The organism is Pseudomonas sp. GL_135 (assembly GCF_057834665.1).
In genome coordinates this window covers 5,481,436-5,494,894 of record NZ_CM174408.1, presented here as the reverse complement: position 1 = coordinate 5,494,894, position 13,459 = coordinate 5,481,436, and the positions used below count along the sequence as shown (strand labels likewise).

The following is a 13,459-nucleotide window of genomic DNA, read 5'->3' as shown; positions in this document are numbered from 1 at the left end:
TCACCACCTTTAACAGGGAAAACTGCCGCTATGAGCTGCAACAGCGAGACAATCCGCGATCTGCGGCGGCAGATTCCGTCGTTCGAATGCGTGCCGGGTTGCCACGATTGCTGTGGGCCGGTGACCACGTCGTCCGAAGAAATGTCGCGTTTGCCTCGCAAGACGCCGGCCGAGCAGGAAGCGGCGCTCAACGAGCTGAACTGCGTACACCTGGGGCCCAACGGCTGCACCGTCTACGACGAGCGGCCGCTGATTTGTCGTCTGTTCGGTACCACCAAGACCCTGCCATGCCCCAACGGTCGCCGCCCGGAGGTCCTGATTCATCCCCGCGCCGAGAAACAGGTGCATGAGTTCATCGCCTCGACGCGGCAAGTATTGGTCTAGCCGATGCCATTTACGGTGAGCTCGTTGCGGATGATTACTCCGGAATCGGCAGGCACAAACTCTCCTTCACCTCTTCCATCACGATGTAGCTCTTGGACTCCCGCACGTGGGGCAGCTTGAGCAGGATGTCGCCCAGCAGCTTGCGGTACGACGCCATCTCGGAAATCCGCGCTTTCACCAGATAGTCGAAATCCCCTGACACCAGATGGCATTCCAGCACGTGGGGCAGTTTGAGCACCGCGCGGCGGAATTCCTCAAAGGTGTCGCCGGACTTGTAGTCCAGGCTGATCTCGACAAACACCAATAAGCTGGCTTTGAGGTTCTGCGGATTGAGGCGGGCGTTGTAGCCCATGATGATGCCTTCACGCTCAAGGCGCCGGACCCTTTCTGTACACGGCGTGGTAGACAGCCCGACCCGTTCGCCCAGTTCGGTGAAGGAGATCCGGCCGTCGTTTTGCAGGATGCGCAGGATGTTGCGGTCGATCTTGTCCAGCTCGCGTTTGGACTGGTGCTGGGTACGCATCGAAGAGCCCTCTGCCAAAGCGTCGGTTGCCGAGAAGAAATGCCGAATATAGGCGTTTATATAGTCAAAAGCACTGCTCACGCCTTTTTATACTGCGCACATCCTTGCTTAAAACTTGAAAACGTCAGCGGATATCCGCGATGAGGGAATCAACATGCGCGTTCTGGTCCTTGGAAGTGGCGTAATCGGTACCACCAGTGCGTATTACCTGGCGCGTGCGGGCTTCGAGGTGACTGTCGTTGACCGTCAACCGGCCGCTGCCATGGAAACCAGTTTCGCCAACGCCGGGCAGGTGTCGCCGGGCTACGCTTCGCCATGGGCCGCGCCGGGTGTGCCGCTCAAGGCGCTTAAATGGTTGCTGCAGCGCCATGCGCCGCTGGCCATCAAAGCCACGGCGGACATCGATCAATACCTGTGGATGGCGCAGATGCTGCGCAACTGCACCCAGAACCGCTACGCCGTGAACAAAGAGCGCATGGTCCGCCTCTCCGAATACAGCCGCGACTGCCTCGATGAGCTGCGTGCCGAGACCGGCATTGCCTACGAGGGCCGCAGCCTGGGCACGACTCAGTTGTTCCGCACTCAGGAACAGCTGGATAACGCCGCCAAGGACATCGCCGTTCTCGAACAGGCCGGCGTGCCCTATGAAGTGCTCGACCGCGAAGGCATTGCCCGGGTTGAACCGGCGTTGGCCAGCGTCAGCAACATCCTCAGTGGCGCACTGCGCCTTCCGAACGATCAGACCGGCGACTGCCAGCTGTTCACCACGCGTCTGGCCGAGATGTGCGTGAAGCTGGGCGTTGAGTTCCGCTTCGGCCAGTCCATCGAATCCCTTGAGTTTGCGGGCGACACCATCAACGGCGTACGCATCAACGGCAAGCTCGAAACCGCCGACCGCTACGTGCTGGCCCTCGGCAGCTACTCGCCGCAACTGCTCAAGCCGCTTGGCATCAAGGCGCCGGTGTATCCGCTCAAGGGCTACTCGCTGACGGTGCCGATCACCAACCCGGCGATGGCGCCGACGTCGACCATTCTCGACGAGACCTACAAGGTCGCGATTACCCGCTTCGACAACCGCATTCGTGTGGGCGGAATGGCCGAGATCGCGGGCTTCGACCTGTCGCTCAATCCCCGTCGCCGCGAAACTTTGGAGATGATCGTCAACGACCTTTATCCTCACGGCGGCGACCTGCAGCAGGCCGGCTTCTGGACCGGTCTGCGCCCGACCACGCCGGACGGAACGCCCATCGTGGGCGCCACGCCCTATCGCAATCTGTTCCTCAACACCGGCCATGGCACGTTGGGTTGGACGATGGCCTGCGGATCAGGCAGATTGCTGGCTGACCTGATCGCGCGTAAAACACCGCAGATCAGTGCTGAAGGCCTCGATATTTCTCGTTATGGCAGTTCCAGGGAGATCGCAAAACATGTCCATTCAGCGCCAGCTCACCAATGAGCGCATGAGCCAGCTGGTCGTCCATAACGGCACCGTTTACCTTGCCGGGCAAGTGGCCGACGACATGGCAGGGGGTATCGAGCAACAGACCCGCGAGACGCTCCACAACATCGAGCGATTGCTGGACCTGGCCGGTACCGACAAGACCCGCATACTGTCGGTGACGATTTACCTGAAAGACATCGACGCGCATTTTGCCGGCATGAACAGTGTCTGGGACACATGGCTGCCAAGAGGCCTTGCGCCTGCACGTGCGACGGTTGAAGCGAAGCTGTGCGAGCCGGAGATTCTGGTTGAACTGTCGGTGGTTGCGGCGCTGCCATAGCTCACTCACCTATATCCCTTTATTGACCAACAAGAAGCCCCACCATGCGTCCAGCCCGCGCCCTTATCGACCTTCAGGCCTTGCGCCACAACTACCAATTGGCGCGTGACACCGCTGGCGCCAGGGCGCTTGCCGTTATCAAAGCGGATGCCTACGGCCATGGTGCGGTACGGGTTGCGCAGGCGCTGGAATCCGAGGCGGACGGCTTTGCCGTGGCTTGCATCGAAGAAGCGCTGGAGCTGCGTCAGGCCGGCATCAAAGCGCCCATTTTGCTGTTGGAAGGCTTCTTTGAAGCCGACGAACTGGCGCTGATGGTCGAGCATGATTTCTGGTGCGTGGTGCATTCCCTCTGGCAACTCGACGTGATCGAGCAAACCGACCTCGGCAAGCCGCTGAATGTGTGGCTGAAGATGGATTCGGGCATGCATCGCGTCGGCATTCACCCGGCGGATTTTCAGGCGGCCCATCGGCGGCTGCTGAACAGCGGCAAGGCCGCGAAGATTGTCTTGATGACCCACTTCGCCCGCGCCGACGAACTCGATAGCGCGCGCACCGACGAGCAAGTGGCGATTTTTCAATCGGCGCGCGCCGGCCTGACCGCCGAAGTCAGCCTGCGCAATTCCCCCAGTGTTATGGGCTGGCCCAGCGTGCCGAGTGATTGGGTGCGTCCGGGGATCATGATCTACGGCGCGACGCCTTTCGATCAGCCGCAGACGATCGCCGATCGTTTGCAGCCGGTAATGACCCTCGAGTCTCGCGTCATCTGCGTGCGCGATCTGCCCGTCGGTGAGCCGGTGGGCTACGGCGGTACATTCGTCGCTGAACGAAATATGCGCATCGGTGTGGTCGCGATGGGCTATGCCGACGGCTATCCGCGCCAGGCGCCCACCGGCACTCCCGTGATGGTTGACGGCCATCGCAGCCAACTGCTCGGGCGTGTGTCGATGGACATGCTCTGCGTGGACCTCACCGACGTGCCAGGTGCAGGGCTGGGCAGCCGCGTCGAACTGTGGGGGAATAACATTCTCATCAGCGACCTTGCATCCAGCGCAGACATGATCCCCTATCAGATTCTTTGCAATCTCAAGCGCGTGCCCAGGTTCTATACCGGGGCCTGATCGCCATTCGCCAACTGTGTAAACCACCCATAGGCGGCCAGTCTCGGCCGCCAGTCCCTTTGCCGATCCGGCCATGGGCTCAAGTGTTGTAAATACTGAACGCTGTTGCCATGATGACGGCCATTTGACCCAACTTGATCCTCAGGAGGACTGCCGCATTGGACGTCGGTGAACGACTGCAATCCATTCGTAAACTCAAAGGTCTGTCCCAGCGTGAACTCGCCAAACGAGCGGGCGTGACCAACAGCACCATCTCCATGATCGAGAAGAACAGCGTCAGCCCCTCGATCAGCTCCCTGCGCAAGGTGCTGGGCGGCATACCGATGTCCATGGTGGAGTTCTTTTCCGAAGAGCTCGAACCCGAAAACCCGACCCAAGTGGTCTACAAAGCCAGTGAACTGATCGATATCTCGGACGGTGCCGTGACCATGAAACTGGTCGGCAAATCCCATCCGGGCCGGGCCATTGCGTTCCTTTCCGAGGTCTATCCGCCGGGCGCGGACACCGGCGTTGAGATGCTCGTTCACGAGGGCGAGGAGACCGGGATTCTGGTCGAGGGCCGCCTTGAGCTAGTGGTCGGTCTGGACACCTACGTGCTCGAAGAGGGCGACAGTTATTACTTCGAGAGCTCCCGGCCGCATCGCTTTCGCAACCCGTACGACGTCCCTGCGCGACTCATCAGCGCGGCCACGCCGGCGAATTTCTAGTCAGCACTATGATTAACCGAAAACTGATCGTCCTCGGCCTGGCCGTCTTGCTCTTCGCTGCTACTGCCGACGCGACGATGCGCTGCGGCACGGCGCTTATCAGTCTGGGCGACACCGCCGATGTGGTTCGCCAGAAGTGCGGGGCGCCTGACAGCAGTGTTGATCAAATGCCTGCGCTGCGAAGCAACGGCGTACCCAGGCTCGGCTTTGCGAAGGTCAGTTTGTGGGTGTATGGCCCTCGTAACGGTGCAAAACAACACCTGCGGTTTATCGAGGACAAGCTGGTAGAGATCGAGACAAAGCGGGATTGAGTCGCCGACTGGCAGTCGTGTTCAAGGGCGCAAGCGGCGCAATGCAGCAAATCCCCTGAAGGCCCGGTCCAACCGCTATCAAATAACAAAACCAGGAGAGGCCGGATGCCGCATTCCTGCTCGATCGAGCAAGCTGTCGATCACGTGCTGGCCGAGTTGCCGGCACACATCCATATGGGTATGCCGCTGGGTTTGGGCAAGCCCAATCGGTTCGCCAACGCGTTGTACACCCGAATCAAATCGCTGCCCGATCGGCATCTCACTATCTACACCGCGCTGTGCCTTGGGCGACCCGATGGCGGCGACGGCTTGCAGGGACGGTTCCTGGAGCCCTTTCTGGAGCGCGTCTTCGACGACTACCCGGAGCTGGATTTCCTCACCGATCTGCGACGTGACGACCTCCCACCCAACATTCACGTTCAGCAGTTCTTCATGCAACCCGGCAGCCTGCTGGGCAGCGTCGAAGCGCAGCAGGATTACGTCAGCAGCAACTACAGCCACGCTGCGCGGGATATCAATGCCAATGGTTTGAATCTGATCGCACAATTGATCGCCCGTGACCCGCAACGGCCCGATCACCTCAGCCTAAGCTGCAATCCCGACATCACTCTTGACCTGTTGCCCATGGTGGAAAAACGCCGTGGGTTGGGGGAGCGCATTCTAGTGCTGGGCCACGTCCATTCGGATCTGCCGTATATGCAGGGCGATGCCGAGGTCGGCCTCGACACCTTCGACCTGCTGATCGAGCACGAAGAACGCAGCACGCTTTTTTCAACGCCAAACATGCCGGTCGGTATTCAGGATCACTTCATTGGCTTGTACGCGAGCACGCTGGTGCGCGACGGCGGCACGCTGCAGATCGGCATCGGCTCGATGGGCGACGCCCTGACCGCCGCCTTGCTTGCGCGCCAGGCCGATAACGAAACCTATCGCGCATGCCTGGCCGAGCTGGACGGGATCTCCACCTGGAAGCCGTTGATCGAGGCGCAAGGCGGGGTGATGCCCTTCGCCACCGGGCTTTATGGCTGCAGCGAAATGCTGGTCAACGGTCTGCTGGTGCTGCTGGATGCGGGAATCATCCGGCGCAAGGTGTACGCCGACGTCGAGCTGCAGCAAATGGCCAACGACGGGGTTCTGGACGAATCGGTTTACAGCGACGGCGTGTTGATTCACGGCGGCTTCTTTCTCGGGCCGCGCAGCTTCTATGAGCGGCTGCGGGAATTCACGCAGCCGCAGATCGCGCAGATCAACATGACTGCGATCAGCTACATCAACGAGCTATACGGCAGTGAGACGCTCAAGCGCCTGCAACGGCGGGATGCTCGATTCATCAACAGTTGTTTCACGGTCACGTTGCTGGGCGCAGCGGTTTCAGATCAGTTGGCTGATGGCCGGGTGGTCAGCGGTGTCGGCGGGCAGTACAACTTCGTCGCTCAGGGCCATGCGCTGGAAGGCGCGCGCTCCGTGCTGATCCTGCGCAGCTGGCGTGAATCGGGCGGGGAGGTCAGTTCCAACATCGTCTGGGACTATGCGCACACGACGATTCCCAGGCATCTGCGCGACATCGTCGTTACCGAATACGGAATTGCCGATCTGCGCGGCAGGACGGATGCCGCAGTGATCGAAGCGCTGCTCAATATCAGCGATTCACGCTTCCAGCCGGGCCTGATCGATCAGGCGCAAAAGGCCGGCAAGCTGCCGAAGGATTTCCGCCTCGATCCGCTGTTCAGCCAGAACACGCCCGAGCGGCTGAAGGACATCCGCGACCAGTTCCCGTCGCTGTTCATCGAGTACCCGTTGGGCAGCGATTTTACGGCTGAAGAGCGCGATCTGCTGCGCGCGCTGAACTGGCTGAAGAGCAAGTTCAAGCTCACAGAAATCATCGAGCTGGGCAAGGCCACGCTTGAGGCTCCTGACGCGAGCGCTTATCCCGAGCATCTGCAGCGCATGGGCCTTGATCATCCACAGGGACTGCGAGAAGAGCTGTATCAGCGGCTGGTGCTGGCGGGGTTGCAGGCTACGGCTTAGGCCTGATGTTGCCCACGTTTACTGTGGCATCCGTTCAGCCGAGGGTTTTGATCACCAGCAACACAGCGGCGAAAAAGCCGCTGACCGCAAACAACTGCTGCAACCTCGGGCCGGCGAGGTAGCGGCTGACCTGCCTGCCGGCCATCAGTCCGACGACCGCCCCGGCGGCAAACGGCAGCCCTACTGACCAATGCATCGCGCCGCTGACGCTGGCCGTGATCACGCTGCCGGTGGAGACCAGTGCGATCACCGCCAGCGACGTGGCGACGATGCTCTTCATCTCAAGGTCCGTGTAGCGGGTCAGCGCCGGCACGATGACAAAGCCGCCACCCACACCGAGCAATCCGGACAACAGCCCGGCCAATGCGCCGGTCGCCGCCAGGGAACGTGCGCAAGGCAGGGTCCAGCGCAGCCGACCCACCAGCGGATTGACCACGCAGGGCCTGAACGCGCCTCGCTCTGGCGGCTCACCATGGCGCAGTTCATGAGCGGCTTTGCGGTAGATCCGCGCGCACACATAAAACAGAACCAGGGCAAACCCCAACGCCAGCGGCGCATTGGGCAGTTGATGCGCCAGCCAAAGGCCTACCGGCGACAGCGCAATACCAATGATCGCAATGAAGATGGCCGCGCGGTAGCGGACGATGCCTTGACGCAACCCAAGCGCTGCACCGACGGCCGAAGCCAGCCCGACTGCCAGAAGGCCTACCGGCGCGGCTTCGATCATTGTCAGGCCAAGCCCGAAAACCAGCAGCGGCACGGCGAGAATGCCGCCACCCGCGCCCGTCAATCCCAATACAGCGCCAATGATCGTACCGAGGCCGGCTCCGATCAGTTCGTGTTCATTCATCGTAAGGGAGCAAGTTCCGTGGGGGCTGTCAGGAGGTGGCTGTTCAGTGTGTGAGCGCGCCTGAGCGGCGCGCTGTGCAGACATTACAGCGCGTTGATCGGAACTTTCAGGTAGCGCACGCCATTATCTTCCGCCTCTGGCAGGTTGCCGCCGCGCATGTTGATCTGCACCGAAGGCAGGATCAGCACGGGCATGTCGAGGGTGGCATCGCGCTTCTCGCGCATCTCGACAAAGGCGTCCTCGCCAATGCCTTCGCGCACGTGGATGTTGCTGGCGCGTTGCTCGGCGACGGTGGTCATGAACATCAATTCACGGCCGTTGGGCAGATAGTCGTGGCACATGAACAGACGCGTCTGCGGCGGCAGGCCGAGAATCCGGCCGACCGAGCGATACAGCGTGCGCGCATCGGCACCGGGGAAGTCGCAACGGGCGGTGCCGTAGTCGGGCATGAACAGCGTATCGCCGACAAACGCGACGGCTTCGTCACCCGCTTCAATCACGTACGTCATGCACGCCGGTGTATGGCCGGGGGTGTGCATGGCTCGGGCCTGCAGCGTCCCGATCTGAAAGTGCGCGTCATCTTCCAGCAGCCGGTCGAACTGGCTGCCGTCCCGGGCAAAGTCACCTTTGGCGTTGAACAGCGTGCCGAAGACTTTTTGCACGCGGGTGATGTGGCTGCCAATCGCAACGGTGCCGCCGAGCTGTTCTTTCAGGTAGGCCGCCGCCGAGACGTGATCGGCGTGGACGTGGGTTTCCAGAATCCACTGCACCGACACGCCCAGCTCGCGAACCCTCTCGATCAGCTTGTCTGCGGACTGTGTGCTGGTGCGCCCGGATTTCGGGTTGTAATCCAGCACGCTGTCAATCAACGCGGCTTGAAGCGTGGAGCGGTCAATGACCAGGTAACTGATGGTCGAGGTCTGCGGATCGAAAAACGCCTCTACGCTCAGTTTTTCGCCAATTTCCATAACGTGTCTCCTGTTCTACTGACCGCACGAAATCTGTGGGAGTCGAGCTTGCTCGCGAAGGGGCCGGTACATTCACCGTAACCTCTGCGCCTGATAGCCCGCATTCATGAGCAAGCTCACTTCCACGGGGTTGCGTATTTGCAGGCCTGAAGCGCGGTATCAGCTGCGCAACCCCCAAGGTGAATCTGGATCAAACGAACGTCACAACCCCATCTTTCAGCGACTGCACGCGCGCCAGTGACTCTACACGATAGCCCTGACCGTCCAGTTCGGCGCGGCCGCCCTGGAACGACTTCTCGATCACGATACCCAGACCGGCGACCGTTGCGCCCGCTTGCTTGATGATCGAGATCAGCGCCTGGGACGCCTTACCGTTGGCCAGGAAGTCGTCGATGATCAGCACCCGATCGCTGCTGTTCAGGTGACGGGTAGAAATGGCGATGGTGCTTTCGGTCTGCTTGGTGAACGAATACACCGACGCGGAAAACATGTTTTCAGTGAGGGTCAGCGACTGATGCTTGCGCGCGAAGATCACCGGGATGCCCATCTTCAGACCGGTCATGACTGCAGGGGCGATGCCCGACGCCTCGATAGTGACGATCTTGGTGATGCCGGAGCCTGCGAACAGCGCGGCGAATTCGTCGCCGATCTGCTGCATCAGCACCGGGTCGATCTGATGGTTGAGAAACGCGTCGACCTTCAATACCTGATCGGAAAGCACGATGCCTTCTTCGCGAATTTTCTTGTGCAGTGCTTCCACGTGGGTGGTCCTCAGAGCGCGATGTGCGCGAAATAAACGTTATCTTTTCAGCATGGCGCGTATGTCCGCCAAGGCTGTGTTGCCGCGTACGGCTTTGACTTCGACGGGCGTGTCATCGTTGCCTTCCCAAGCGAGATCGTCCGGCGGCAGTTCGTCGAGGAACCGGCTCGGCAGGCAGTCGATGATTTCGCCGTACTGCTTGCGCTTGGCCGCAAAGGTGAACGCCAGCGTCTGCCGCGCGCGGGTGATGCCCACGTAGGCCAGGCGGCGTTCTTCTTCGATGGTGTCGGCCTCGATACTGGAGCGGTGCGGAAGGATTTCCTCTTCCATGCCCATGATGAACACGTAAGGAAACTCCAGGCCTTTGGAGGCGTGCAGGGTCATCATCTGCACGCCTTCGGCGCCGTCTTCCTCTTCCTGCTGACGTTCGAGCATGTCGCGCAGGACCAGCTTGCCGATGGCCTCCTCGATGGTCATGCCGCCTTCTTCGTCTTTCTCCAGGGTGTTCTTCAGGGCCTCGATCAGGAACCACACGTTGCCCATGCGGTAGTCGGCGGCTTTGTCGCTGGAGCTGTTCTGACGAATCCAGTTTTCGTAATCGATGTCCATGACCATGCTGCGCAAAGCAGCAATCGGGTCCTGCGTCGCGCATTGCTGGCGCACGCCGTCCATCCAGTGCTTGAAGCGTCTGAGGCGGTCGGTGAAGCGGGCGTCCAGATGCTCGCCCAGGCCGATCTCGTCGGTGGCGGCGTACATCGACACCTTGCGCTCGGTCGAGTAGTTGCCCAGCTTTTCAAGGGTGGTCGAGCCGATTTCGCGACGCGGCACGTTGATCACGCGCAGGAAGGCGTTGTCGTCATCCGGGTTCACCAACAGGCGGAAATAGGCCATCAGGTCTTTCACTTCCTGACGTCCGAAGAAACTGTTGCCCCCGGACAGCCGGTACGGAATCTGATGGTGCTGCAGCTTCAGCTCGATCAGCTTGGCCTGATAGTTACCGCGATAGAGAATCGCGAAATCGCTGTAAGGCCGGTCGGTGCGCAGGTGCAGGCTGAGAATTTCGATGGCCACGCGCTCGGCTTCGGCGTCTTCGTTCTTGCAGCGAATCACGCGGATTTCGTCGCCGTGACCCATCTCGCTCCAGAGTTGCTTCTCGAACGCGTGGGGGTTGTTGGCGATGAGCACGTTGGCGCAGCGCAAGATGCGGCTGGTGGAGCGGTAGTTCTGCTCCAGCATCACCACTTTCAACGACGGATAATCGTCCTTGAGCAGCATCAGGTTTTCCGGCCGCGCGCCGCGCCAGGCGTAGATCGACTGGTCGTCGTCACCCACAACGGTGAACTGGCAGCGCGTGCCGATGAGCATTTTGACCAGCAGGTACTGGCTGGCGTTGGTGTCCTGGTATTCGTCGACGAGCAGGTAGCGCACTTTGTGCTGCCACTTTTCCAGAATGTCGGCGTGCTCCTCGAACAGCTTCACCGGCAGCAGAATCAGGTCGTCGAAATCCACCGCGTTGTACGCCTTGAGCGTGCGCTGGTAGTGGCTGTAGACGATGGCGGCGGTCTGCTCCTTGGGGTTGCGGGAATTGGCGAGGGCCTCGGGCGGCAGGATCAGTTCGTTTTTCCAGGCGCCGATCATGTTCTTGATCTCGTCGACGCCGTCGTCGCCCGAGTATTCCTTCTGCATGATGTCGGTCATCAGCGCCTTGACGTCGGTCTCGTCGAAGATCGAGAACCCGGGCTTGTAGCCCAGACGGGCGTGTTCCTTGCGGATGATGTTCAGGCCCAGGTTGTGAAACGTCGAAACGGTCAGGCCGCGTCCTTCGCCAGCGCGCAAAAGGGTTCCGACACGCTCTTTCATCTCCCGCGCTGCCTTGTTGGTAAAGGTCATGGCGACGATGTACTGGGCTCGGATGCCGCAGTTCTGGATGAGGTGGGCAATCTTGCGTGTGATCACGCTGGTCTTGCCGGAGCCAGCGCCGGCGAGCACCAAAAGAGGGCCGCCGACGTAGTTCACGGCTTCCTGTTGCCGGGGATTGAGTCGGGACATGGGGAAAAATGGGGCTGCCTGGAAAAGGGCGGGCATTTTAACAGGGTCAGCGGATTGTGCAGCCACCGTCCGACCCTGTGATGCGCCGCGCTATCTATATTTCGCCGTTTTGTTACATTTGCGTATTGCGGATGATTCTCGCGTTTGACGACCCTCATTCGAGGGTGCGCCAAGGTCTTTACGTTTGTGTGGGGAGTTAGCTTGTCTACGCCTGTCGAACCCTTGCGTTTGCTGCTTTTGGCGGACTCGCCCGAATGGCCGGCATCGTTGCGCGAGTGCCTGGCGCCGCTCGGAGACGCCGCTGTCCTTGAATGCGCGTCGAGCTGGGGCGCTGTTGGCCATCAAGCAGACCTCGCAGTCCCCGGAATCCTTTTCACCACTGAAGCCCTTCAGCCCGCCGCCGGCCAATGCAACTGGCCCACCGTATTGCTTTTTGACACAGAGCCGGAGGAAGAGCCCGTCGGTGTCAGCGACTGGCTGGTGCGCGACGCGCTCACTCCGCAGGCCTTGCGCCGCTGTCTGCGTCATGTGCGCGAACGGGGCGTGCTGGAAACCACACTCAATCGCCTCGCCGAGCAAGATCCCCTCACCGGCATCGCCAACCGACAGGGCTTCCAGACGCTGTTGGCCGCCCGGCTCGCCGAGTTCGACGGCCGAGGTCTGGCGCTGGGGCATCTGGACCTGGACAACTTCCGCCGCGCCAATGACGCGCTGGGCCATCAGGCGGGGGATCGGCTGATCCTGCAAGTGGTCGCCCGGCTGAAAGGCCAGCTGGAGGCGTGCGATCAACTGGCGCGACTGGGCAGCGATGAATTCGCTCTGCTGATCGACACACGCCGCGCTCCAGAACGGGCGGAGTCCATCGCCGAGCGCATTACCGAAGCCTTGTCCGAACCGTATTGGGTCGACGGCGAAAGCCTGTTGATCGGTTGCAGCCTTGGCATCGCTTATGCGCGCCTTAACGGCGGAGCCGATCCGTTGATGTGGCACGCACACATCGCCATGCAGCAGGCCAAGGGCACTCAAGGCTGCACCTTTCATGTCTTCAACGAACGCATCAACCGCAATGCCCGCAGCCTCGCCGATCTGGAAAGCGAGCTGCGACGGGCCTTGCGTCGCGATGAGCTAGAGCTGCATTACCAGCCACGCCTGTGCCTGAATACCGGGCACATCCTGGGGCTGGAGGCACTGGTGCGATGGCGCCACGCCGAACGCGGTTTGCTACCGCCGAGCGAGTTCGTGCCGCTGGCTGAGCAAAGCGGGCTGATCGTGCCGCTGGGCTATTGGGTCATCGCCCGTGCCCTGCGCGACATGCAGGCCCTGCGCGAAAAAGGCGTGCCGCCGCTGCACATGGCTATCAACCTGTCGTTCCGCCAGTTCCAGGACAACCAGCTGCTTGCGACGCTCAGCCGCTTGATCGCCGACCGCGGCATTGACGCGCAATGGCTGGAATTCGAACTGACTGAAACAGCCGTCATGCGCCGCAGTGACTTGGTCAAACAGACCATGGACGCGCTAGGACGCCTGGGTGTGCGCTTCTCGCTGGACGATTTCGGCACCGGGTTTTCATCTTTCGTGCACCTCAACAGCCTGCCGATCACGCTGCTGAAGATCGACAAGAGCTTTGTTGGTGAAATGGAGCAGCGTGAGGAAAACCGCAAGCTGGTCCACGCGATGATCAACCTGGCCCACAACCTCAGCCTCGAAGTGGTGGCCGAAGGTGTCGAAACTCCTGAGCAGTTGGCATTGCTGCGCAGCTTCAATTGCGATCAGGCTCAGGGCTTTTTGATCAGCCACCCGCTGGCATTGCCGGAGCTGATGGAGTATCTGGCGATAGATCAGAACAAAGGGATTGCGCTGCAGAGCCAGTGAGCGGCGGCGCAGTATTCCCACATGCTTTGGGCAGATTCTGTAGGAGCGCGCTTGCCGCAAACGCAGTGGGTCAGCAGTAAAATCCATCTATGTGGGAGTGAGCTTGCT

13 protein-coding genes are annotated in these 13,459 nt (G+C 60.8%); 8 read left to right on the top strand and 5 right to left on the bottom strand.

Features of this window, described 5'->3' with window-relative positions; translation table 11 throughout:
* Positions 1-30: 30 nt before the first annotated feature.
* Positions 31-384: a YkgJ family cysteine cluster protein gene (locus AC3ISG_RS24320; RefSeq protein ID WP_205485443.1), complete on the top strand. Its 354-nt coding sequence runs from the start codon at positions 31-33 to the stop codon at positions 382-384.
* Between the two features lie 34 nt (positions 385-418).
* Here AC3ISG_RS24320 and dadR read toward each other — a convergent pair whose 3' ends face one another.
* Positions 419-907: a transcriptional regulator DadR gene (gene dadR / locus AC3ISG_RS24315; RefSeq protein ID WP_065988245.1), complete on the bottom strand. Its 489-nt coding sequence runs from the start codon at positions 905-907 to the stop codon at positions 419-421.
* Between the two features lie 154 nt (positions 908-1,061).
* Here dadR and dadA point away from each other — a divergent pair, with 154 nt between their 5' ends.
* From dadA to AC3ISG_RS24285, 6 genes are all read left to right on the top strand, one after another.
* Positions 1,062-2,363 carry a D-amino acid dehydrogenase gene (dadA, locus tag AC3ISG_RS24310; RefSeq protein WP_489298164.1) on the top strand — a complete coding sequence of 434 codons (1,302 nt, stop codon included), beginning with the start codon at positions 1,062-1,064 and terminating at the stop codon, positions 2,361-2,363.
* Positions 2,335-2,688, top strand: a complete 354-nt coding sequence (locus AC3ISG_RS24305; protein ID WP_122534154.1) for a RidA family protein — start codon at positions 2,335-2,337, stop codon at positions 2,686-2,688. The genes dadA and AC3ISG_RS24305 overlap by 29 nt, the downstream gene beginning before the upstream one ends.
* A gap of 44 nt (positions 2,689-2,732) precedes the next feature.
* The gene (gene alr / locus AC3ISG_RS24300) at positions 2,733-3,806 is read left to right on the top strand and encodes an alanine racemase (protein ID WP_489298163.1); all 1,074 of its coding nucleotides are present in this window, start codon (positions 2,733-2,735) and stop codon (positions 3,804-3,806) included.
* 158 nt (positions 3,807-3,964) lie between these two features.
* Positions 3,965-4,513 carry a cupin domain-containing protein gene (locus tag AC3ISG_RS24295; RefSeq protein ID WP_122534152.1) on the top strand — a complete coding sequence of 183 codons (549 nt, stop codon included), beginning with the start codon at positions 3,965-3,967 and terminating at the stop codon, positions 4,511-4,513.
* An 8-nt stretch (positions 4,514-4,521) separates the two neighbouring features.
* On the top strand, positions 4,522-4,824 hold the full coding sequence (locus tag AC3ISG_RS24290) for a DUF2845 domain-containing protein (RefSeq protein ID WP_172610276.1): 303 nt from the start codon (positions 4,522-4,524) through the stop codon (positions 4,822-4,824).
* Positions 4,825-4,929: 105 nt separating this feature from the next.
* A complete protein-coding gene (locus tag AC3ISG_RS24285; protein WP_489298162.1) occupies positions 4,930-6,852 on the top strand; it encodes an acetyl-CoA hydrolase/transferase C-terminal domain-containing protein in 1,923 nt (640 codons plus the stop codon).
* A gap of 34 nt (positions 6,853-6,886) precedes the next feature.
* Here AC3ISG_RS24285 and AC3ISG_RS24280 read toward each other — a convergent pair whose 3' ends face one another.
* From AC3ISG_RS24280 to rep, 4 genes are all read right to left on the bottom strand, one after another.
* Positions 6,887-7,702 carry a sulfite exporter TauE/SafE family protein gene (locus AC3ISG_RS24280; protein WP_122534149.1) on the bottom strand — a complete coding sequence of 272 codons (816 nt, stop codon included), beginning with the start codon at positions 7,700-7,702 and terminating at the stop codon, positions 6,887-6,889.
* An 83-nt stretch (positions 7,703-7,785) separates the two neighbouring features.
* Complete coding sequence (locus tag AC3ISG_RS24275; protein WP_489298161.1) at positions 7,786-8,670, bottom strand: MBL fold metallo-hydrolase; 885 nt, start codon at positions 8,668-8,670, stop codon at positions 7,786-7,788.
* A gap of 190 nt (positions 8,671-8,860) precedes the next feature.
* On the bottom strand, positions 8,861-9,430 hold the full coding sequence (locus tag AC3ISG_RS24270; RefSeq protein WP_122534147.1) for a xanthine phosphoribosyltransferase: 570 nt from the start codon (positions 9,428-9,430) through the stop codon (positions 8,861-8,863).
* A gap of 39 nt (positions 9,431-9,469) precedes the next feature.
* The gene (gene rep / locus AC3ISG_RS24265; RefSeq protein WP_122534146.1) at positions 9,470-11,479 is read right to left on the bottom strand and encodes a DNA helicase Rep; all 2,010 of its coding nucleotides are present in this window, start codon (positions 11,477-11,479) and stop codon (positions 9,470-9,472) included.
* Between the two features lie 201 nt (positions 11,480-11,680).
* On the opposite strand from rep, the gene AC3ISG_RS24260 reads away from it, so the two are divergent.
* Positions 11,681-13,351, top strand: a complete 1,671-nt coding sequence (locus tag AC3ISG_RS24260) for a putative bifunctional diguanylate cyclase/phosphodiesterase (protein ID WP_489298160.1) — start codon at positions 11,681-11,683, stop codon at positions 13,349-13,351.
* The last annotated feature ends 108 nt before the right edge of the window (positions 13,352-13,459 follow it).

Excerpts from the sequence above, each read along its gene's own strand:
- dadA (WP_489298164.1), top strand. The coding sequence starts at position 1,062 with ATGCGCGTTCTGGTCCTTGGAAGTGGCGTAATCGGTACCACCAGTGCG.
- AC3ISG_RS24305 (WP_122534154.1), top strand. The coding sequence starts at position 2,335 with ATGTCCATTCAGCGCCAGCTCACCAATGAGCGCATGAGCCAGCTGGTC.
- alr (WP_489298163.1), top strand. The coding sequence starts at position 2,733 with ATGCGTCCAGCCCGCGCCCTTATCGACCTTCAGGCCTTGCGCCACAAC.
- AC3ISG_RS24280 (WP_122534149.1), bottom strand. The coding sequence starts at position 7,702 with ATGAATGAACACGAACTGATCGGAGCCGGCCTCGGTACGATCATTGGC.
- AC3ISG_RS24275 (WP_489298161.1), bottom strand. The coding sequence starts at position 8,670 with ATGGAAATTGGCGAAAAACTGAGCGTAGAGGCGTTTTTCGATCCGCAG.
- AC3ISG_RS24320 (WP_205485443.1), top strand. The coding sequence starts at position 31 with ATGAGCTGCAACAGCGAGACAATCCGCGATCTGCGGCGGCAGATTCCG.
- AC3ISG_RS24290 (WP_172610276.1), top strand. The coding sequence starts at position 4,522 with ATGATTAACCGAAAACTGATCGTCCTCGGCCTGGCCGTCTTGCTCTTC.
- AC3ISG_RS24285 (WP_489298162.1), top strand. The coding sequence starts at position 4,930 with ATGCCGCATTCCTGCTCGATCGAGCAAGCTGTCGATCACGTGCTGGCC.
- rep (WP_122534146.1), bottom strand. The coding sequence starts at position 11,479 with ATGTCCCGACTCAATCCCCGGCAACAGGAAGCCGTGAACTACGTCGGC.
- dadR (WP_065988245.1), bottom strand. The coding sequence starts at position 907 with ATGCGTACCCAGCACCAGTCCAAACGCGAGCTGGACAAGATCGACCGC.